General features: G+C 63.6%; 13 protein-coding genes. 10 read left to right on the plus strand and 3 right to left on the minus strand.

Features of this window, described 5'->3' with window-relative positions:
• Positions 1-450: 450 nt before the first annotated feature.
• The 7 genes from WQQ_RS18985 to WQQ_RS19015 all read left to right on the plus strand — a co-directional run bounded on the left by WQQ_RS18985 (position 451) and on the right by WQQ_RS19015 (position 12,478).
• The gene (locus tag WQQ_RS18985) at positions 451-3,411 is read left to right on the plus strand and encodes a TonB-dependent receptor domain-containing protein (RefSeq protein WP_157534776.1); all 2,961 of its coding nucleotides are present in this window, start codon (positions 451-453) and stop codon (positions 3,409-3,411) included.
• Positions 3,412-3,529: 118 nt separating this feature from the next.
• On the plus strand, positions 3,530-4,921 hold the full coding sequence (locus WQQ_RS18990) for a CapA family protein (protein ID WP_157534777.1): 1,392 nt from the start codon (positions 3,530-3,532) through the stop codon (positions 4,919-4,921).
• 325 nt (positions 4,922-5,246) lie between these two features.
• Positions 5,247-8,303: a TonB-dependent receptor plug domain-containing protein gene (locus WQQ_RS18995; protein WP_007186882.1), complete on the plus strand. Its 3,057-nt coding sequence runs from the start codon at positions 5,247-5,249 to the stop codon at positions 8,301-8,303.
• Positions 8,304-8,387: 84 nt separating this feature from the next.
• Entirely contained in the window at positions 8,388-9,125 is a 738-nt protein-coding gene (locus WQQ_RS19000) for a HupE/UreJ family protein (RefSeq protein ID WP_202800706.1), read from the plus strand.
• A 51-nt stretch (positions 9,126-9,176) separates the two neighbouring features.
• Complete coding sequence (locus tag WQQ_RS19005) at positions 9,177-11,270, plus strand: TonB-dependent receptor (protein WP_157534778.1); 2,094 nt, start codon at positions 9,177-9,179, stop codon at positions 11,268-11,270.
• 10 nt (positions 11,271-11,280) lie between these two features.
• Positions 11,281-12,006 carry a DUF4198 domain-containing protein gene (locus tag WQQ_RS19010; RefSeq protein ID WP_007186886.1) on the plus strand — a complete coding sequence of 242 codons (726 nt, stop codon included), beginning with the start codon at positions 11,281-11,283 and terminating at the stop codon, positions 12,004-12,006.
• Positions 12,007-12,010: 4 nt separating this feature from the next.
• Positions 12,011-12,478: a carboxypeptidase-like regulatory domain-containing protein gene (locus WQQ_RS19015; RefSeq protein ID WP_007186887.1), complete on the plus strand. Its 468-nt coding sequence runs from the start codon at positions 12,011-12,013 to the stop codon at positions 12,476-12,478.
• Between the two features lie 73 nt (positions 12,479-12,551).
• On the opposite strand, the gene dgcA is transcribed toward WQQ_RS19015, so the two are convergent.
• From dgcA to WQQ_RS19030, 3 genes are all read right to left on the minus strand, one after another.
• Positions 12,552-13,541 (minus strand): N-acetyl-D-Glu racemase DgcA, encoded by a 990-nt coding sequence (gene dgcA, locus WQQ_RS19020; RefSeq protein WP_040454887.1) that lies wholly within the window; start codon positions 13,539-13,541, stop codon positions 12,552-12,554.
• Positions 13,526-14,563, minus strand: a complete 1,038-nt coding sequence (gene dgcN / locus WQQ_RS19025; RefSeq protein WP_050997767.1) for an N-acetyltransferase DgcN — start codon at positions 14,561-14,563, stop codon at positions 13,526-13,528. The genes dgcA and dgcN overlap by 16 nt, the downstream gene beginning before the upstream one ends.
• Positions 14,564-14,792: 229 nt before the next feature.
• A complete protein-coding gene (locus tag WQQ_RS19030) occupies positions 14,793-15,662 on the minus strand; it encodes a D-amino acid aminotransferase (RefSeq protein WP_007186890.1) in 870 nt (289 codons plus the stop codon).
• Between the two features lie 383 nt (positions 15,663-16,045).
• On the opposite strand from WQQ_RS19030, the gene WQQ_RS19035 reads away from it, so the two are divergent.
• From WQQ_RS19035 to WQQ_RS19045, 3 genes are all read left to right on the plus strand, one after another.
• Positions 16,046-17,551, plus strand: coding sequence for a M81 family metallopeptidase (locus tag WQQ_RS19035; RefSeq protein ID WP_040455116.1), 1,506 nt, complete (start codon positions 16,046-16,048; stop codon positions 17,549-17,551).
• A 209-nt stretch (positions 17,552-17,760) separates the two neighbouring features.
• Positions 17,761-19,374 (plus strand): M81 family metallopeptidase, encoded by a 1,614-nt coding sequence (locus WQQ_RS19040; protein WP_007186892.1) that lies wholly within the window; start codon positions 17,761-17,763, stop codon positions 19,372-19,374.
• A 279-nt stretch (positions 19,375-19,653) separates the two neighbouring features.
• Positions 19,654-21,159 (plus strand): M81 family metallopeptidase, encoded by a 1,506-nt coding sequence (locus WQQ_RS19045; RefSeq protein WP_040455117.1) that lies wholly within the window; start codon positions 19,654-19,656, stop codon positions 21,157-21,159.
• Positions 21,160-21,302: the final 143 nt, after the last annotated feature.

Consider the following 21,302-nt stretch of genomic DNA (forward strand, 5'->3'; position numbering starts at 1 on the left):
GTAGCCGATCGTCGTTGAGACATGGCAGCGAGCGATGGCTTTCAACAACGGATGCAGATGACCGCATTCGCCGCTGGTTTCCTTTCCAACGATGCTCTGCCGGGTGGCTTCGGTGGAACTACGTAGGGAAAGCGCTCAGCCCCGTTCGCATAAGGGTTTGGCTCTCATGCAACTCGTCACGTCAGCAGTGACGCTTCGTTCTTGCGTAGTGGTAGTGGCTGTAGTGATGCGCCGGCATCAAACCAATAAATCTGTTGAGAACCATCGATCATTATTTTTGGGGGCTGTCCTGTGTTCATACCGAAGAAAACCTCTGTTTCCGACCGCAGCGAGCTAGGCGGCCGGAGCTGGAAAGTAGCCGCCGGATCGGCCAAGCATCTGCTTGGAGCGCTCGTCATCACCGGTGCCGCACATGCGCAGGAAGCGCCCGTTGCAGAATCCGCAACCGAAGTGGCTCAAACCGAAGTCGCTCAAGCCCCGGCCCCCGCCGCGGCCGACACGTCGGTTCAAGTCGAAGAAATCATCGTCACGGGTTCGAGCATCCGTCGTGAAGACGACGCCGCGCTGCCCGTGACCGTGGTCAGCAAGGAAGAGATGGACCTGCGTGACGCCGGTTCGCCCGTCGACCTGCTGACCTCGCTGCCGGCCGTTGCCAACGTGCCGCTCAACGAATCCACCCAGGGCGGCGCCGGTGCGCGTGGCGACATCGCCGCGGTTGCGTTGCGTGGCCTGGGCTCGGGCAGCACGCTGGTGCTGCTCAATGGCCGTCGCATGGCTGCTCACGGCATCTCGACGAACGAGAACGGCGTGCCGGCGATGTCGGTCAACGCCAACGTGATGCCGGCGCGCGGCCTCGAGCGTGTCGACGTGCTGCGCGACGGCGCTTCGTCGATCTACGGCTCCGACGCGGTCGCAGGCGTGATCAACTTCATCGCCGACCGCAAGTTCGTCGGCAATGAAATCGAAGCCCAGGTCGGTATCACCGAGATCGGTTCGGGCGACGAGCGTCGTATCACCGCCACGCACGGCGGGTTCTACTTTGATGACAAGCTGCACTGGATCAGCACGCTCGACTGGTTCGATCGTGACGAGACCGAGAGCGGCGACATCATGGGCGATTCCGACAAGTCCTCGCGCGCCAGGCCGGGCTTCATCAACGCCAACGGCAGCGGTCCATTCTTCGATCGCAACGCGTCGGGTGCGTATCCTTCCTTCCGCTACGCCGGAGCGAACGGAACGCAGTACCTCGTGCCGAACGAGGCGGGTGGCGCGAGCCTCACCAACGTCACGCCGTCGCGCACGGGCGTTCAGCGCGATTACTACTACGACATGAACACCGGTTACGCGCTGCCGCAGTCCTCGCGCATCAACTGGTTCAATCAGGTCGATTACCAGGTCAACGACAAGCTCACGCTGTTCGGTGAAGCGCTGCTGTACTCGGCGTCGTCCCGCATGGTGCGTCCGCCGGTGGCGTACACCTCCAGCACCGACAAGCCGATCGTGGTCGCGGCGGGCAACAAGTTCAATCCGTTCGGGCAGGATGTGACCATCCTCTCGCATCGCTTCGTCGATGCGGGCAACGAGAAGGTCGATATCGATACCACCGCCTATCGCTTCGTGCTCGGCGGCCGCGGCAACATCACCGACAAGTGGAACTGGGAAGCCGCGGGCATGTACTCGCGCTCGGGCACCGAGGACGTGTCCCTCAACGCCATCCGTGAAAGCGACCTGCAGCGCGCCGTGGCCGAGGAGCGCTACAACCCGTTCGGTTACGAGTTCTCCAACGTCAACGGCGTCATCACGCCGACGACGCGCTACATCAATCCGCAGTCGGAAATCGATACCTTCACCGAGCACTTCATCCAGAAGGGTCGCAATATCCTCGCGAGCGTCGATGCGCGCGTGACGGGCGAAGTCGTCGATCTGTGGGCCGGCCCCGTCATGCTGGCAGTGGGCGGCGAACACCGTTGGGACGACTACGAACTGACGCGCCCGCAGTATCACGGCCTGAATGGCGAAGGCAACGATCTGGGTCTGTCCCCGACCGACAACGACTTCGTGCAGGCATCGCCGGTCGGCGACATCATCGGTGATCGCACGGTGGCGGCGGCATTCGCCGAAACCATCATTCCGCTCGCTGCGCCGTTCAACGAAATCCCGTTGCTGCACAGCCTGTCGCTCGGTGCGTCGGTCCGTTACGAGCGCTACAGCGATTTCGGCAGCACCACCAACCCCAAGTTCACGCTGGACTGGCGCCCGATCAAGCCGATCATGATCCGCGGCTCGTACAACGAAGGCTTCCGCGCTCCGAACCTCGCGATGACCAATTATCCGTCGCGCGCCACGGTGGGATCGTACGACGATCCGTATCGTCGTCCGCTCGGCGGCACGCAGGATTTGCAGTTCCAGCGCCTGACGACGATCAACGGCAACAGCGATCTCGATCCCGAAACCTCCAAGGGCAAGACGCTGGGCGTGGTGGTCGATGTGCCGTTCGTCGATGGCCTGCGCTTCTCGGTCGATTACTTCAACATCAAGCAGAAGGGTCTGATCGCGGGTCCGGATGCATCGCAGCTGCGCAACAACGATCGCGACCTGCTCCTCGCCGCGATGAACGCGCAGCTCGCCGCCGGCGTTCCGATCGATCAGATCGACCTCGGCAGCGGCACGGCGAACTATGCGGGTAACCCGTACATCGTCCGCGATGCGCTGACGGCCGAGGATCGCACCGCGTTCGCTACCTACAACGCCGCCAACCCGGACAACCGGCTGGCTCCGGTCGGTGTGCTGCGCAACACCTTGACGCCGTTCTCCAACCTGAACTCGTCGGAGATCACCGGTTACGACTTCAACATCACCTACAACCTGCCGGCGTACGAGTGGGGCAAGGTCAATGTCTCGACCGACTGGACCTATCTGAGCCGCTTCCGCCGTGTCGGTGGTTTGACCGGTGCTTCGTCGACTCAGCTGGGCCTCGACGGCAACTCGCGTGTGCGTGGTTCGTTCAACATGGTGTGGGCTTCCAACGAAGGCCAGTGGTCGGCAGGTTGGAGCGCTTACTACATCGGCGCCTACGCGGATAGCCAGGCTTCGATCAGCGATGCCACCTACCTGGGCCTGTTCCGTGACGCCGATGGCGGCTGGTCGGGTGAACCGAGCTACGTGAAGACGGTCGACGGCGTCCACTACTGGAAGATCGACGATTCGATCACCTACAACGCGTTCCTGTCGAAGGGCTTCACCTCCGAGAGCAATCAGTTCATCGATGGCCTCAATGTCCGCCTCGGCGTTCGCAACCTGACCGACGAGAAGCCGCCGCTCAGCACGCACGTCGCGGGCTACGACGCTTCGGTCTACAACAGCGTCGCCGTGGGTCGCGTCTGGACCCTGCGTCTCTCCAAGTCGTTCTAAGCAGTCGTCCACGCACTTTGCAGTCCACGCCCGCAAGGAGTTCGATGCCGCTTTCCCGCACGAGCTCCTTGCGGTCCGTCATCACTCGGATCATTCGAGTCACTTTCGAACAATGACCATGAAACAGAAAAAAAACGTACTCGCGAATCTGATCGTGGGCGCCGCGCTCATGCAGGCGGCACCGTCGGCTCTCGCGGCCAAGCCTTCGCCGGGGTGGGAGTCCGCTGCGGGCAAATCCGATGAAATGGTGTTCGCGCTGACCGGCGACTCCATCATCAACCGTCGCATCTCGGTGCAGGCCGTGCCGGGTGGAGACGATCTCTATGGCGTCATTCGCGGTGCCGACGTCGCTTTCACCAATTTCGAAACGCTGATCCACGGATTCACCGAAGCGCCGGCCGTGCACAGCGGCGGTACCTACATGGGTTCGCCGGCGTTCATCACCGACGAACTCAAGTGGGCTGGCTTCGATCTGCTCGGCGCCGCCAATAACCACGCCAACGACTACGGCGTGGAAGGCATGCGCAAGACGATGGAAGCGCTCGACAAGACCGACTTCACCTACGCGGGCATCGGCGAGAACCTCGCGCTCGCGCGCTCGCCCAAGTATCACGACACCTCCAAGGGCCGCGTCGCGCTGATCGGACTGTCTTCGTCGTTCCCCGATGAAATCGCAGCCGGCGCCCAGCGCAAGGACATTCGGGGTCGCCCGGGCCTGAACCCGCTGCACCACGAAACCACGCACACGGTTCCGCAGGCAACCCTGGACACGCTCAAGCAGCTCAAGGGCCCGAGCAGCTTCACGCTCGGTGGCGCGGACAAGGGCTTCAAGTTCGGCGAAGACTTCTATGTCGTCGGCGACAAGGTCGGCACCAGCACCAAGGCCAACGAGCGTGATCTGAAGGAACTCGTGGCGAGCGTCAAGGATGCGAACAAGATGGCCGACTGGGTCGTCGTGAGCATCCACGCGCACGAAGGCATCACCGGCGATCGCAGCAAGCCGGCCGAGTTCGTCGAAGAGTTCGCCCACGCGATGATCGATGCGGGCGCCGACATGGTGGTGGGCCACGGCCCGCACATCCTGCGCGGCATCGAGATTTACAAGGGCAAGCCGATCTTCTATTCGCTCGGCAACTTCATCTTCGAGAACGATCTCGTCGAGTTCCAGCCTTCGGACAACTACGAGAAGACCGGCCTGCCGGCCGATGCGCTGCCGGGTGATTACTTCGCCGGCCGCACCAAGAACGACACCGTCGGCTTTCCGGCCGATCGCAAGTTCTGGCAGTCGGTGGTTCCGGAAGTGATCTACAGCAAGGACCGCACGCTCAAGTCGATTCGCCTGCATCCGGTTGCGCTCGGCTATGGCACCTCGCGCGCCAAGCGCGGCCAGCCGTATCCGGCGACGCCGAAGGACGTCGAGGAAATCTTCGGCGACCTCAAGGCACTCTGCGAGCCGTACGGAACCAGTATCGCGGTGAAGAACGGCGTCGGCACGCTGTCCTGGAAGTAAGCCTGGAAGCGGCGCTCATCGCCACACTGGAAGCAAGAGCAGCGGACATCAGCTGCATCGTGTGATTCATCGGCCGGAGCCGGCGCGGTCCGGCCGATGAGACCCGGGAACGGAAGTCGGATCGTGATGGATCGGCCTCCGTTGACGGATGTAGTGCAGCGGCAAGGAAAGCAAACGGCCTGGGGACCGTGAGCTGAGGGTGGACGCGCCGAGCGGTGCGCCATCCAGTCAATCGTCGAATGGTCGCGATGGCAGCCTCGAGGCTGCCAGGGGCGCGACTTGCCGGCGGCAATTCAGTCATCGTCTCTAACTCAAGGGGGCTGTTGTGTCATCGCAAAACGTTTCATCCCGTTCCGATCAGCGCGAAGCGAGCGCTTCGATCTGGAAGCTTTCAACCAAAGGCCTGCTGAGTGCGCTGGCGCTGGCCACCATGGCCAGTGCGCATGCTCAGGAGGCTCCCGTTTCTTCCGATCCGGCCGATGCGTCGCCGGGGCAAGTGGAAGTCGAAGCCAACGCTCCGACCGGTGAGACCACCGCCGCCGAAGCGCCCACCACTCCGACGGCCACAGCGGACACCACCGCAGAAGTCGAAGAGATCGTCGTCACCGGCTCGCGCATCGTGCGCAACGGCTACGACACGCCGACGCCGGTCACCGTGATCGGTGAGGCGGACCTGCAGGCTTCGGGCCGCTCCAACGTCGCCGACTTCGTCAACGAACTGCCGTCGGTTGCCGGCAGCACCGCTCCGGCAACGTCGAACCGCAGCATCAGCGGCGGCACCGCGGGCATCAGCTCGATCAACCTGCGCAGCCTCGGCAACAACCGCACGCTCGTGCTGCTCGATGGCAAGCGCTCGGTGGGTTCGATCGCCAACGGCACCGTCGACATCAATACGTTTCCGCAGGCGCTCGTCAAGAACGTCGAAATCGTCACCGGTGGCGCTTCGTCGGTGTACGGCTCCGATGCCGTCTCGGGCGTCGTCAACTTCATCCTCGATCGCAAGTACACGGGCCTCAAGGGCAGCGTCGAAGCCGGCGAGACCACCTACGGCGACGATCGCAGCCTGCTCGGCACGCTGACCTTCGGTACCGGCTTCGCCGACGGCCGCGGCCACTTCCTGATCAACGGCGAAAGCTCGCGCCGCGACGGCATCTTCGGCGTTCCGCGCCAATGGGCCGAGAAGGGCTGGTACATGGTGCAGAACCCGGACTACCGAGCCGGCAATGGCCAGGCCCAGTACATGCCGACCAGCCAGGCCGGCATGGCGGTGATGACGCCGGGCGGCATCATCACGTCGGTGACGGTTCGCGATCCGACGCCGGAATTGCCGAACCGAACTCGGGTGCTGACCGATACCGCGCTGCAAGGCAACTATTTCGGCGGCAACGGTGTCGTCAACCAGTTCAACTACGGGGCGGTCGGCGGCCAGTGGACCGTCGGCGGCGACTGGAAGCTCGGGCAGTCCTACGACCGCACTTCGCTCGAGCCCGAGAGCAACCGCGACGGTCTGTTCACGCGCCTGAGCTTCGACGTCGCCGACAACCTCAACGTGTTCGCGGAAGCCTCGTACAACAAGAACGAGGCCTATCAGTGGGGCGGCACCAACTCGGACAAGGGCAGCGTGGTCATCCGCTCCGACAACGCCTTCATTCCCGACGAGATCAAGTCGCAGCTCGATGCACTGGGCGCGACGCAGTTCAACCTCGGCACCTCGAACGCCGACATCCCGACGCGCATCACCGACAACGAGCGTGAAGTGCAGCGCTACGTGCTCGGCTTCGAAGGCAGCTTCGATGTCGGTGCCCAGGGCTTCAAGTGGGATGGCTACTACCAGAAGGGCATCACCGACGCGCACGAGGGCCTGTACGTCTACAACACCCAGCGCCTGGCCTGGGCGCAGGATGCGATCGAAGTCGACGGCCAGATCGTCTGCCGTGCGACCGCCAACGGAACCGCGGGCGCCGAGAACTGCGTGCCGTTCAACCGCATGGGCGTGGGCATGAACAGCCAGGAGGCGGTGGACTACATCATGGGTTCGCCGTTCCGCAAGCAGAAGTTCGAGCAGGACGTCGCCGCGGTCAACTTCAGCACCAACATCGACAATGCCTGGTTCAATCCGATCGGCATCGCCTTCGGCGCCGAGCACCGCATCGAAAAGATTTCGGGTGAAGTGGATCCGCAGTATTCGAGCGGCTGGGCCTTCGGCAACTTCCTCGTCACCGATGGCAAGTACGACGTGACCGAGGCCTACCTCGAAGCGCTCGTGCCGATCACCGACAGTCTCGAATTCAACGGCGCCGTGCGCGGCACCGACTACAGCGAATCGGGCTACGTGACGACCTGGAAGACCGGCCTGACCTGGTCGCCGTTCGACGACCTCAAGCTGCGCGTGACGCAGTCGCGCGACATTCGTGCGCCCAACCTGCAGGAGCTGTTCCAGGCCGGCCAGCGCCGTACGAACTTCCTCGGCAACCCGTATCAGCTGGATGTAAATGATCAACCCAAGTCGATGCGCTTCACCGAAACCACGATGGGCAATACCGACCTGAAGCCCGAGAAGGCCGATACGCTGGGCCTGGGCCTCATCTATCGTCCGTCGTTCGTGCCGGGCCTGGGCTTCTCGGTCGACTACTACGACATCGAGATCAACGACGCCATCGGTACGGTGGTGGCGCAGGACATCGTCGACCGCTGCTTCTCGGGCATCACGCAGTTCTGCGGCCAGATCGGCACCGTCGACGGTCGGGGCCTGGATACGACGCAGAGCGACATCCTGATCACCAACCAGCCGTTGAACTTCGTCTCCCAGCGCGCCCGCGGCCTCGACCTCGAAGCGAGCTATTCGGTGCCGATGGCGATGATCTCGGATGGACTGGAAGGCATGCTGTCGTTCCGCGCACTGGCGACGCACTATCTCGAAATGTCGTCGAACAACGGCGTGGATGGCGAGATCGACCGTGCGGGCCAGAACAGCGGCGACGGCCCGCCCGACTGGCGCTATCGCTTGTCGGCGACGTACAACCTCGATCGCTTCACCTTCATGCTCACCGGCCGCGGCATCAGTGCCGGCACGTACGACAACACCTACGTCGAGTGCAATGGCGATTGCCCGACTTCGACTGGCCGCAATCGCACGATCACCAACAACAAGATCGCCGGTGCGTTCTACGTCGACACCTTCCTCTCGTACAACGTCGGCGCGAGCGGCAAGTCCAACAACCAGGTGTTCTTCAAGATCATGAACTTCTTCAACGAAGATCCTGAAGCCGTGGGCCTCGGCCCGTCGGACAGCTCCAACGTCGAGCCGGGCGTCAACCGCGCGCTCTACGACTACCTGGGCCGCACCTTCCGCCTCGGTTACCGCTTCGAATTCGGCGCGTAACAAACATCGTGTAGAACCTAGCAAGGGTTGGAGGTGCCCAGCTTGACCGGGCACCTCTTTTTTTCATCATTGGGTCATACAAAAGTGAAAAACTTCTTACGCCGGGTGCTGGCTCTGGGGCTGCTCGCTTCATCGGGTCTGGCGCAGGCGCACAACGTCTCCGAGCTCGCCAAGCAACGCATGCTGGATGGCGACTACCTGGATTTCGCGATGGTGGGCGCCGAGCACATGCTGACGGGCTACGACCATCTGCTGTTCCTGCTCGGCGTGCTGTTCTTTCTCAAGAGCTTCATCGACATCGTCAAGTTCATCACCGCGTTCACGCTGGGCCACACGCTCGTGCTGATCTTCGCGACCAAGGCGGGCGTCGGAGCCAACCCTTACCTGATCGATGCGGTGATCGCGCTGACGGTGATCTACAAGGCGTTCGAGAACCTCGATGGCTTTCGTCGCTGGTTCAAATTCAATGCGCCGAGCCTGTTGCTGATGGTGTTCTTGTTCGGACTGATTCATGGCTTCGGCCTGTCGACTCGCCTGCAGCAGATGACGCTCGCCAAGGACCCGATGCTCGTATCCAAGGTGATCGCGTTCAACGTCGGCGTCGAGCTCGGGCAGATCGCGGCGCTCACGGTGATGGCCGCGGTGATCCGCTTGTGGCGCGAGACCTCGGCCTGGCCGCTGGTCTCGCGTGTCGCCAATACGGCGCTCATCTGCGCCGGTGCGGTGTTGTTCGTGCAGCAGTTGCAGGGCTATGCCGGTACGCGCGAGCCGGCGATCGAGCGGTCGAAGGTTTCGATCGATTCGGCCGGTGAAAAGCTTTAGAAAATTTCATCGGGCCTGAGGCCTGCAAGAAACTCACTTATCAAAATTCCAATGATCAAAACCGAAAATCCGATAGCAAGCGCTTCGTCTTGCCCGCCGTTGCGCAAGCGCGGCATGGCGATCGTCGCGAGCCTGATGCTGGCTCCGGCCTATGCCCAGAGCTCGGGCGACGCGAACGATATCCAGGTCGCCGCCGCCGAGGGGGGCGTCATGGAAGAGGTCATCGTCAAGGGCCAGGCCTTGCGTCGCGAGGACAGCGGCTATTCGTCGACGACGCTCGACCAGCAGCAGATTCGCGATGAGCGGGTCTCACAGGCGCAGGAACTGTTTCGCCAGGTGCCGGGCATGAACGTGCTCGACTACGGATTGCCGGGCGTGGGCAGCGCGGTGGTCATCCGTGGCTTCGGTGGCGGGGGCCACGGTGGCGATCTGGGCACCGTGCTCGATGGCATTCCGCTCAACGAGGCGATGTCGCACGCCGACGGCTATGTCGATTTCAGCGTCGTGGTGCCGCTCGAGATCGATCAGATGACGGTGTTCAAGGGCCCGGTTTCGGCGCTCTACGGCAACTTCAACCGTGGCGGCCTCGTGAGCCTGGTCACACGCAAGACCGGCGATTACCTGCAGGCCGACCTGGCGCTCGGCGCTTTCGACACCTTCGATGCGCAGGCCGCGATGGGAACGCCGATCGGCGAACGCCAGCAGCTCAACCTCGCCGCGCAGGCGTATCACAGCGACGGCTTCCGTCCGCAGTCGCGCACCGATCGCGGAACCTTCGCGGGACGCTGGAGCATCGCGGCGACCCAGAGGCTACAGTTCGCGGTCTCCGCGCGTGTGCACGAGGCGAGTTCGGCCGGTCCCTCGTACATGACCCAGGCGCAGTTCGACCGCGATCCGTATGGCATCGATCCGAACGTGCAGAACGACGGCGCGGACAAGGGCTTCTCGACCTTCAGGCTCGACGCCAACTACGCCCTGAGCGAGACGCTCAAGCTGCTCAGCTTCGCCTACACCACGCGGCAGGACTTCACGCGCTGGTTCACGCGCCCGGTCAGTGCGACCGAATGGCGGCAGCGAGAGGAAACCTACGATCGCGAAGTCTATGGCCTGGGGACGAGCCTCAATGGCCGGCAACAGCTGCTCGCCAAACCGATCAACTGGGTGGCCGGTGTCGAGGCATTCACCGAGCGCACCGACTACGCGTACTACGACGGCCTCGATCATCGCGAGCGCCTGAATCCGGCGATCAACGACCGTCGCGCCGAACTCGACAGCCTGTCGGCGTTCGCCGAGGCGGACTGGGCCTTGCATTCGCTGTTCATGCCGTCGCTGGGCCTGCGCGCCGATCGTTTCACCGGTGATTGCTCGCTCAACGGTCCGGAGACCAGCACGAGCCCCTGCGGTGATCTCAACGAGCTCGACAACCTGAGCCCCAAGCTCGCGCTGCGCATGCAGCCCTGGAGCTGGCTCGGATTGCGTGCGAGCTGGGCGCAGGGCTTCGCACTGCCGAGCGGTTTCATCAAGTACGCGGCCTCGGCCAGCTCGCTCGATCCGAACGTGTTCAAGCAGACCGAAATCGGCGCCACGCTCAAGCCCGTCCAGGGCCTCGCCTTCGACATCGCCGCATTTCGCCTGAGCTCGACCAACGAGGTGCGCACGCTCGCGACCGGCGACTACGACAACTTCGGCGCGACCTTGCGCCGTGGCATCGAAACGAGCCTGCAATGGCATCCGCTGGCCGCCTTGGAGCTGTCGGCGGTCTACGCCTACACCGATTCCGAGATCAGGAAAAACGGTAACGCCGCGCTGGTCGGCAACGAGGTGGCGGGCGTTTCGCGCGATACCGCGACGCTCAACGCGCGCTGGCTGCCGGACCAGGATTGGGCCTTCGATGCCACCTGGCGCCTGGTCGGCGACTACGAGATCGACGCGGCGAACTCCGAGCGATCTGCCAGTTTCACCACGGTGGATGTCGGCGCGACGCGCGCCGTTCGCAGCGGATTGCACGTGTATCGCTTCTACCTGAGCCTCGACAACGTCACCGACCGCGTCTATTCCGCGTCGACGACGCGCATCGGCGGACAGACACTTCACGCCCCGGCCGCGCCGCGCACGCTGCGCGCCGGCGTTCAATTCGATTTCTAAGGAGACCTTCATGTCGATGAACCTCGTTCGACCCATGCGCGCGCTGGCCGGCTTCGGCCTTGCCGCCGCAACGCTGTATTGCGCCAGCGCATCGGCGCACACGGTCTGGCTGCAGCCCGATTCGACGCCGGGCGTCTATCGTGTCTACTTCGGTGGCCATGCGGGCAAGCTCGAATCGTATCCGGCCGACAAGCTCAAATCCGCCGATGCCTATGACGCGAGCGGCAAGCGCATCGACATGATCAGGACCGATGCCGCCGACGGCGTGCGCCTGCGGCCGGTGCGCGAGCCGGCGCTGATCGCGATGCATTACGAAAACGGAATCTGGACGCGCACGCCCGAAGGCCGCAGCGTGAACAAGACCCTGGATGAAGTGCCGGGCGCCAAGCAGGCGACCAACGCGGTCAAGTATCACAAGACCATCCTGCAGTGGACGCCGTTCGTGACGCAGACGCTCGGCCAGCCTTTCGAAGTCACGCCGCTCGAGGCCAAGGCCCCGCGCGCCGGCCAGCCCTTGCGCGTACGCATCACGATCGACGGCAAGCCCGCGGCTGGCATCAAGATCGGTCGCGACGAAGAAGGCAGCGAAGGCATCAGCGATGCCGATGGTGTGGCGAGCTTCGTTCCGACCAAGGGTTTCAACAAGCTGTGGTCCGGCCAGCGCACCAAGGTGAGCGGCAACCCGAAGTTCACCGAGTTCAGCTACGAGTACCTGTTCGGCTTTCATGCGGAGTGATGCGATGCGACAGATCAAGCCCAGGATCAAGCTGATTTGCGCGGGCCTGCTGGTGTCGGTGGTCTCGCTTGCGGTGCACGCACACGGATTGCTGGTCAGCGTCAAAGGCGAGGGCAGCAGCATTGTCGGCACCGTCTACTACTCGGACGGTGCGCTGGCGGTCGGCGAGTTCGTGCAGCTCATCGATATCGACGCACCGGCCGAACAGGCGCGCACGAGCAATGCCGACAGCGACGGCCGCTTCCGCTTCGATGATGCGACGGTCGGGCATCGCTATCGCATCATCGTCGAAGGCGAAGAGGGGCACGTTACCGAAATGGAGCTGCTGCTGGCCGAAGGCGAAAAAGCCAGGCTCAACGATGCGGATGGTGCAGCCGAAGAGGAGGGCGGGTTTCCGGCCTGGCTCGTGATCGGCGGCCTGCTGTTGCTGTCTGCGATCCCGGCGTGGCTGCTGAGAAAGAAGAAACCATGAGTGCCTGAAAAGCCCCGGAGCGTGCTCCGGGGCTTTTGTGCCTGCTCGACCGACGCGCGCTTTTCGAGTTGGCTCAGCCACCGCCCCAGACATAGCCTTCGGGCGCAACGAGCTGGCCATCGCGCAGATAAGCGCCGCCCTTGTAGTCCTGCTCGAGCCAGAGCGGACCGTCGAGGTCGACGTAGCTGGCGTGGCGTGCGATGTGAAACGCCGGGGCGATGCCGAGCGAGCTGCTGATCATGCAGCCGCTCATGATCAGCATGCCGGCCGACTGCGCGTTCCACAGCAGTTGCAGGGCGCCCGTGAGTCCGCCGGCCTTGTCGAGCTTGATGTTGATGGCCTGATAGCGGTTCAGCAGCCTCGGCAGATCTTCGGCGACGTGGCAGGACTCGTCGGCGCAGATCGGACGCAGCGGAACGAAGCCCTCGAGCACCGCGTCCTCGTCCGCGGGCAAGGGCTGTTCGACCAGATCGACACGCGCTTCGACGAGGATCGGCTGCATGGCCTTGAGGATGTCGAAGGTCCAGCTCTCGTTCGGATCGACGATGAGCCTGGCATCGGGTGCCGCCGCGCGCACCGCGAGCAGCTGGGTCTCGGGATCTTCGGCGTCGACCTTGACCTTGAGCAGCGGGGCATTGCGAAGCTTAAGCGCCGCTGCGTGCATGGCCTCGACGGAGTCCAGGCTCACGGTCAGCGCGCTGACGAGCGCAGGCAATGGTCCGAGGCCGAGCTGATCGTGGACCGGCTGGCCGATCTGCTGGGCGGCCAGGTCCCAGTACGCGCAATCGATCGCGTTGCGCGCGGCGCCCGGCGCGAGCGCCTCCTGCAGCTGCGATTGCGAAAGCCCGCTGGAAATCGCATCGGAAACCTCGTTGATCTGCTCGATCACCGAGTCCACGGTTTCGCCGTAGCGTGCGTACGGAACCGCTTCGCCGCGTCCGCGCCGATCGCCCTGGCGCAGCTCGACGACGACTACGTCGGCCGCCACCTTGACTCCGCGCGAGATTCGAAACGGAGCCGTGAGCGGCAGCGACTGACGGATGACGCTCAGCGTGGGAAACATTGGAGAAGTTGGTTGGTGATGCGTTCGACGCCGCTGGCGACCGGATCTTCGCAAGGCAGTCCCAGGGCGTCCTCGGCGGCCTTGCAGGCGTCGATGGCGGCCTGCGGCGTGAGCCTGGAGGTGTTCAGCGCGATGCCGACGGCGACGACATCGGGCTGGGTGAGGCGGGCTTGCTGCAGGTTGGATTCAAGCGTGGCCTTCAGGCTCGGCAGCGAGTAATGCGGCAGGCCGCGCATGTGCGGACGCAGCGGCTCGTGGCACAGCACGAGCGCGTCGGGCTGGGCGCCGTGCAACAAGCCGAGCGAAACCCCCGCGTACGAAGGATGGAACAGCGAGCCCTGGCCTTCGATGAGATCCCAGCCGTCGTCCTCGCGGCCCGGCGTGAGCCACTCGGCGCCGCCCGAGATGAAGTCGGCGACGAGCGCATCGATCGGAACGCCGGAGCCCGCGATGAGAATGCCGGTCTGCCCGGTGGCACGGAAATCGGCCGGGATGCCGCGCTTGCGCAGCTCGCGCTCGATCGCCAGCGTCGTATACATCTTGCCGACCGAGCAATCGGTGCCGACCGTGAGCAGGCGACGGCCCGGACGCGGCAGCCCTTTGCCGACCGACAGTTGATACGGAAAGCTGCGCGCATCGAACAGCGCGCGCCCGCTGCGTCGCGCCGCTTCGGTGATCTGGGCGACCGAATCGAGCCGCTGATGCAGGCCCGAGGCGACGTTGAGCCCGGCGTCGAGCGCGGCGACGATGTCCCGCACGTTGTGGGCGCTGAGCTCGCCGCCGGCGTTGGCGAGCCCGATCACCAGGGTGTTCGCACCGGCTGCCCTGGCCTCGGCAAACGTGAGCTCCCGCAGGTCCAGGCTTGCGTGGCAATCGGGCCCGCGGAACTGTCCGATGCACCAGTCGGGCCGCCAGAACGCAAGGCCGCGAGCCGTCTTGATGGCGAGATCATCCGACGCGTCGCCGAGGTACAGCAGATAGGGCGGCCCCCAGTCTGGCGCGGGGGACGGGTTGAGGATCATAAGGTCAGGCTTGGCTGGAGCAGCGTGGGTATCCGAAGAATCACTGAAGTCCTGGGCGTACCGCTGGCGATGAGCGCAGTGGAATGTCGCGGCGGGATGTCGAAGCGAGACCGGGCCGATGCTTGAACGATAGCCGTCCCTACGTAGACCTATCTAATCAAAAGACGGAGGGCAAACATAACCGCCAGTTATTCGCGCGAAGGCCATGGTCCGCCGACGCTGCGACGATTCAGTCCGAGCGGCTGCAGACGCTGAGCTTGTAGTCGACGAACCGCCGTGCGAACGATTTCCACAACTCGCCCGGAACGCCGTGGCCGATCTTGCGCGTATCGACGCTCACGATCGGGGTGATGTCCTTGGTCGAACTGCTGATCCAGATCTCGTCCGCATCGTAGAGCTCGGCCTTGGCGATTTCGCGTTCGACGAGCGCGATGCGGTGACGATCACACAGCTCGATGATCAGCTCGCGCGTGATGCCGTTGAGGATGCGCGTGCTGCGCGGCGGTGTGCCGATGCGTCCATCCTTGATCAGGAACACATTGGTCGATGCGCCTTCGGTGACCAGGCCGTCGCGGATCAGGATCGCCTCGGCCGCGCCCATCGCGTAAGCCTGTTGTTTTGCGAGCACGTTCGGTAGCAGCGAAACCGATTTGATGTCGCAGCGTCCCCAGCGTATGTCGTCGAGCGTGATCGCGGCGAAGCCGAGCGCCGCATCCGGATCGTGGGTCGGAGACCGCGTGATCGACGTGGCCGACATGAAGACCGTCGGCGGCACGACCGGATATGGAAAAGGATGATCGCGCTTGTCGGGGGCGCCGCGCGTCACCTGCATGTAGAGGCTCAGTTCACCGCCGCCGTTGCGGCGCACGAGCTCGCGACAAAGCTCCATCCATTCGGGAACGCTGTGAGGCGAGGGGATCTGCAGGCCATCGAGCGAGCGTTCGAGCCGGCGCAGGTGCTGCTCGGCGCGGAACAGCACGCCATTGAACACCGGGATGACTTCGTAGATGCCGTCGGCGAACAGGAAGCCCCGGTCCATCGGAGAGATGCGCGCCTGGCTGGCTTCGATGAAGCTGCCGTTGAGGAAAACCTCGCTCATGCGAATGGAGACGAAAACTGTTCGGGAAGATTGGCGGCGACGCGCAAATCATATCAGCAGGCCGCGACCGGCCTGCCTGGAACATGGGCATTAGAAGGCGCCCGGGCACATAACCGAAAGTTATGCCGGAAGCGAATCATTTCATTGGATCGATGGGGAACCGAAACCTACTTTCCCAAGCCATGGACCGCGGGGCCATGACGATCACATGACGATCAGCGGACCCGGCGGCCGAAGCTTTCTCCACACCGGACAGAACCTAAGTGAAAATGTTCCAGCGCTTCACGGCCGTGCTCGCCTTGGGGGCGGTCGCCTTGCTGTCCTCCCTGCAGGCGCAAGCGGCCACCGCAAGCTCAGCGAAATCGGGCTCGGCACAAAAGCCGCTGCGCATCGCGGTCATGCGCTTCGAGCACGAGACGGTCACTTTCCTGCCGTTCGATACCGTCAAGGACGATTTCATCTACGAAGGCTCGCCTGCACGCGGCGACGCGCTGCTCGAGGGCAGCAGCTACGACAAGAGCCGCTCTTCGATCGGCGGCTTCGTGAAAGTGGCGCGCGAGCATGCGAACGTCGAACTCGTCGGCATCGAATCGCCGCTCGGTTCGAAGAAGGGAACCGGCTCGGGCTGGATCACCAAGGAAGCCTTCGACTACTTCGTCGACAACATGATCAAGGACATCAAGGCGCAAGGGCCGTTCGACGGCGCCTACCTGTCGCTGCATGGCGCGATGGGCGTCCGCGACGTCGCCAAGCCCGAAGCCGTCATCGCACGCCGCGTGCGCGAAGCCATCGGCCCGAAGGCGATGATCGTCGGCACCTTCGACCCGCACGGCAACGAGGACGAGGATTTCCTGAAGTACGCGAATCTTGCGTTCACGATCAAGTATTACCCGCACTACGACGGCTATCTGCAGGGCGAGCGCGCGGCGCGCACGCTGATCCGTGCGCTGCGTGGCGACTACAAGCCCACCACCGCGACGCGCAAGCCGCCGATCATCACGGCCTCGGTGCTGCAGTGGACGGGCGCCTCGCCGTGGATGGATCTGGTGCAGCGTGCGCTGGTCTGGGAAGCACGCTCGCCGGACGTCTACGTGAACTTCTACTACGGCTTCGCGTTCGCCGACGTGGTCGACGCGGGCATGACCTTCCAGGTGATGACCAACGGCGATCCGGAACTCGCGAACAAGATCGCCGACGACATGGCCAGCACTGCTTGGCGCCTGCGCAAGGAGCTGGTTTCGGGTACCAAGGTGTACTCGCATACCGAAGGCGTGAAGCTCGCCAAGGAGGCGATCAAGAGCGGCAAGACGCCGTTCGTGCTGGCCGATCACAGCGACCGTTCGGGCGCCGCGACCTGGCTGCTCAAGCAGGTCATCGACCAGAAGCTGTCCGGTACGCTGATCGGCACGATCGCGGATCCCGAAGCCATCGAGACGCTGCGCAAGCAGGGCGTCAAGGTCGGCGACAAGTTCGACATGATGATCGGCGGCAGGCTCGACGAATCGGCCGGCGATCCGGTGCGCGTGGTCGGCACCGTGAACACGGTCAGCGGCCCGGCCGGCGATGCCAAGGGCGCCCAGCTCTGGGTCAGCGTGAAGTTCGGTGACGGCAACGTCGTCGTCATCAGCCCGAACCTGTTCCAGGTGCGCTGGCCCGAGGTGTTCAACGACATCGGCATCAACCCGGCCGACTTCAAGGGCTTCGCGATCAAGTCGCGCGTGCATTTCCGCCGCGGCTTCTACGACAACGGCTACGCGCCGACGATCCTGCTCGTCGAGCCCGACCAGCCTTTCCTCGGCACGGTTCGACTCGAAGGGCTCAAGTACCAGCATCTCAAGCTCGACAAGTTCTATCCGTACGGCAAGAACGTGAGCTATCCGGCCAAGTGAAGACGAACCCCTCTCCGGAAAGGAGAGGGGCAGGGTAGCCAATGTCGCCGCTGCGATGACGGAAAAGCGATAACCCACGGTTATGCACTCCCGGCATCAATTCATTGGATCGCAGCGGGACGCGGCCCCTATCGTCGACCGATCATCGATCGAATCAGGCCCTCGCTGGCCTGGCCTCCTCATCAGCAGCAGGAATCAGGAACCGCTTCATGAAAATCACGCGTAGAAAAATGCTGTCCGTCTCGACCGTCGCAGGCCTTTCGGCCACCGGTCTGGCGAGCGGCGTGCAGGCGGCCGAAAAGAAGGCTGGCAGCAACAGCAAGCCGATCCGCATTGCGGTGATGAACTTCATGCACGAGAACGTCACCTTCCTGCCGTACGACACCGTGCTCGACGACTTCATCTACGAAGGCTCGCCGGCGCGCGGCGAAGCGCTGCTCGGCTCGGGCTTCGGCACCATCACCGGCTTCGTGAAAGTGGCGCGCGAGCATGCGAACGTCGAAGTCGTCGGCATCGAATCGCCGCTGTTTCCGAAGCGCGGTTCGGCCTCGGGCTGGGTGACGAAGGACGCCTTCGACACCTTGATGGCGAACATGATCAAGGACCTCAAGGCGCAAGGGCCGTTCGACGGCGCCTACCTGTCGCTGCACGGCGCCATGAGCGTGCGTGACGTGCCGCGCGCAGAAGCCGAGATCGCGCGCCGAGTGCGCGAAGTGATCGGCCCGAAGGCTTTCATCGCCGGCACTTTCGATCCGCACGGCAACGAGGATCAGGAGTTCCTGCGCTACGCGAACTTCGCGTTCTGCATCAAGTATTACCCGCACTACGACGATCATCTGCAGGGCGAGCGCGCCGCGCGCATGCTGATTCGCAGCATTCGCGGCGACTACAAGCCGACGACGGCGACGCGCAAGCCGCCGATCATCACGGCCTCGGTGCTGCAGTGGACGGGCGCTTCGCCGTGGATGGACCTCGTGCAGCGCGCACTGGTGTGGGAGGCGCGTTCGCCGGATGTCTACGTGAGCTTCTACTACGGCTTCGCGTTCGGCGACGCGGTGGATTGCGGCATGACTTTCCAGGTGATGACCAATGGCGATCCGGAACTCGCGAACAAGGTCGCCGAAGACATGGCGATGACGGCCTGGCGCCTGCGCAAGGAGCTCGTCTACGGCACCAAGGTGTACTCGCATGCCGAAGGTGTGAAGCTGGCCAAGGAAGCGATCGCCAGCGGCAAGAACCTGCCGGTGGTACTGGCCGATCACAGCGATCGCTCCGGCGCCGCGACCTGGCAGCTCGAACAGGTCATCAGCCAGAAGCTCAGCAAGACGCTGCTCGGAACCGTCGCGGACGAGCAGGCGATCGAGGCGCTGCGCAAGAAGGGCGTCAAGGTCGGTGACAAGTTCGACATGGAGATCGGCGGCCGTCTCGACGAATCGGCCGGCAAGCCGGTGCGCGTGACCGGCGTGGTCCACACCGTGAGCGGTGGCATCGGGCGCTTCGGCGGTGCGGCCAAGTCGCAGCTCTGGGTCAGCGTCAAGTTCGGCGACGGCAACGTCGTCATCATCAGCCCCTACCTGTACCAGAACCTCGAGCCCGACGAGTTCCTGGACCTGGGCATCAACCCGGCTGACTTCAAGGTGTTCTGCATCAAGTCGCGCGTGCATTTCCGCCGCGGTTATCACGACAACGGCTACGCCAAGACGATTCTGCTCGTCGAGCCCGAGCAGCCCTTCGTCGGTACCGTGCGACTCGAAGCGCTCAATTACAAATACGTCAAGCTCGACAAGTTCTACCCGTACGGGAAGAACGTCACTTATCCCTGAGCGAGATCGCCCGCGGCAACAGCACCGAGGGCGTTCTCTTTGGGTGTCGCGAGCGCCACGAGTCGGTTGGGGAGCCGGCGAGTGGCGTTTTTTCTATGTGCATCACGTGCGGTTCGAACCATTCTGAAACTACGTCACTGAGTACAAGGGAGCAGCATGAAGATCACTCGAAGAGAAATCATCAAGGCCATCGGCCCGGCGTCGCTGGCTGGGGTTTCGCTGGGGTTCACGGCGCAGGCGGCCGAGAAATCGGCCTCGTCCAAGCCATCGGCCAAGCCGCTGCGGATCGCGGCGATCTACTTCGTGCACGAGACGGTGACGTTCCTGCCGTACGACACCACGCTCGAAGATTTCATCTACGAAGGCTCGCCCGCGCGCGGCGAAGCCCTGCTGTCTTCGGACCCGCAAGGGGCGATGGGCGGCTTCGTCAAAGTGGCGCGCGAACATGCGAACGTCGAAGTCATCGGCATCGAATCGCCGCTGATGCCCAAGACCGGCTCGGCCTCGGGCTGGATCGACAAGACCACCTACGATCATTTCGTCAACAAGATGATCGATGAGCTCAAGGCCCAGGGGCCGTGGGACTGCGTCTACCTCGCACTGCACGGTGCGATGGGCGTTCGTGGCGTGGAGCGCCCGGAAGCCGAACTCGCCCGGCGCGTGCGCGCGGTGGTGGGACCGAAGGCTTTCATCGGAGGCACCTTCGACCCGCACGGCAACGAAGATCCGGAGTTCCTGCGCCACGCCAATCTCGCGTTCTGCGTGAAGTATTACCCGCACTATGACTACTACCTGCAGGGCGAGCGCATGGCGCGTGCGCTGATCCGCTGCGCCCGCGGTGATTACAAGCCGACCACGGCCACGCGCAAGCCGCCGATGATCACGCCGTCGGTGCTGCAGTGGACTGGCCAGTCGCCATGGATGGACATGGTGCAGCGCGCGCTGGTCTGGGAAGCGCGTCTGCCCGACGTCTACGTGAGCTTCTATTACGGCTTCGCGTTCATGGATTCGGCCGAAGCCGGCATGACCTTCCAGGTGATGACCAATGGCGATCCGGAGCTCGCGAACAAGATCGCCGACGACATGGCGCTCACCGCGTGGCGTCGCCGCGAAGAGTTCTACGCCACCAAGGTGCTGTCGATGAAGGAGGGCGTGGCCAAGGCCAAGGAAGCGATGAAAGCGGGCAAGACGCCGATCGTACTGGCCGACCACAGCGACCGCTCCGGTGCGGCGACCTGGCTGTTGCGCGAAGTCATCGACCAGAAGCTCAGCAACACGCTGATCGCGACGGTCGCGGACAAGGACACGATCGAAGCCTTGCGCAAGAAGGGCGTCAAGGTCGGCGACAAGTTCGACATGCTGGTCGGCGGCAAGCTCGACGTTTCGGCCGGCGAGCCGGTGCGCATCGTCGGCACCGTCAACACAGTCAGCGGTGGCTCGGGCGGGCGGCGCGACGGACGCGTCAGCGCGGCGGCTTCGCAGCTCTGGGTCAGCGTCAAGTTCGGTGACGGCAACGTGCTCGTGATCAGCCCGTACCTGCACCAGAACACCGAGCCGGACGCTTTCCTCGACATCGGCATCAACCCGGACAGCTTCAAGGCGATCGCGATCAAGTCGCGCGTGCATTTCCGTCGCGGCTACTACGACAGCGGTTATGCCAAGACGATCCTGCTGGTGGAGCCCGACCAGCCCTTCGTCGGCACCGTGAGGCTCGACGCGCTCGACTACAAGCATCTCGACCTGAAGAAGTTCTATCCGTATGGAAAGAACATCTCGTATCCGTAGCAAGGGGCCCAGAAGGTCGGGGTGCCACAAGGCTATATAATTGCAAGCCGCAGTGGCGCCCTGCTCCGCATGTTGATCGCGTTCGTCAACCTGTAACGCGATCACTCTATTTTTGTTAAAAAAGTTTGAGATAGAAATACATA

Origin of the sequence: Hydrocarboniphaga effusa AP103, assembly GCF_000271305.1 — a bacterium.
GTDB lineage: Bacteria > Pseudomonadota > Gammaproteobacteria > Nevskiales > Nevskiaceae > Hydrocarboniphaga > Hydrocarboniphaga effusa.

Excerpts from the sequence above, each read along its gene's own strand:
- WQQ_RS19015 (WP_007186887.1), top strand. The coding sequence starts at position 12,011 with ATGCGACAGATCAAGCCCAGGATCAAGCTGATTTGCGCGGGCCTGCTG.
- WQQ_RS18990 (WP_157534777.1), top strand. The coding sequence starts at position 3,530 with ATGAAACAGAAAAAAAACGTACTCGCGAATCTGATCGTGGGCGCCGCG.
- WQQ_RS19030 (WP_007186890.1), bottom strand. The coding sequence starts at position 15,662 with ATGAGCGAGGTTTTCCTCAACGGCAGCTTCATCGAAGCCAGCCAGGCG.
- dgcN (WP_050997767.1), bottom strand. The coding sequence starts at position 14,563 with ATGATCCTCAACCCGTCCCCCGCGCCAGACTGGGGGCCGCCCTATCTG.
- WQQ_RS19010 (WP_007186886.1), top strand. The coding sequence starts at position 11,281 with ATGTCGATGAACCTCGTTCGACCCATGCGCGCGCTGGCCGGCTTCGGC.
- WQQ_RS19005 (WP_157534778.1), top strand. The coding sequence starts at position 9,177 with ATGATCAAAACCGAAAATCCGATAGCAAGCGCTTCGTCTTGCCCGCCG.
- WQQ_RS19040 (WP_007186892.1), top strand. The coding sequence starts at position 17,761 with ATGAAAATCACGCGTAGAAAAATGCTGTCCGTCTCGACCGTCGCAGGC.
- dgcA (WP_040454887.1), bottom strand. The coding sequence starts at position 13,541 with ATGTTTCCCACGCTGAGCGTCATCCGTCAGTCGCTGCCGCTCACGGCT.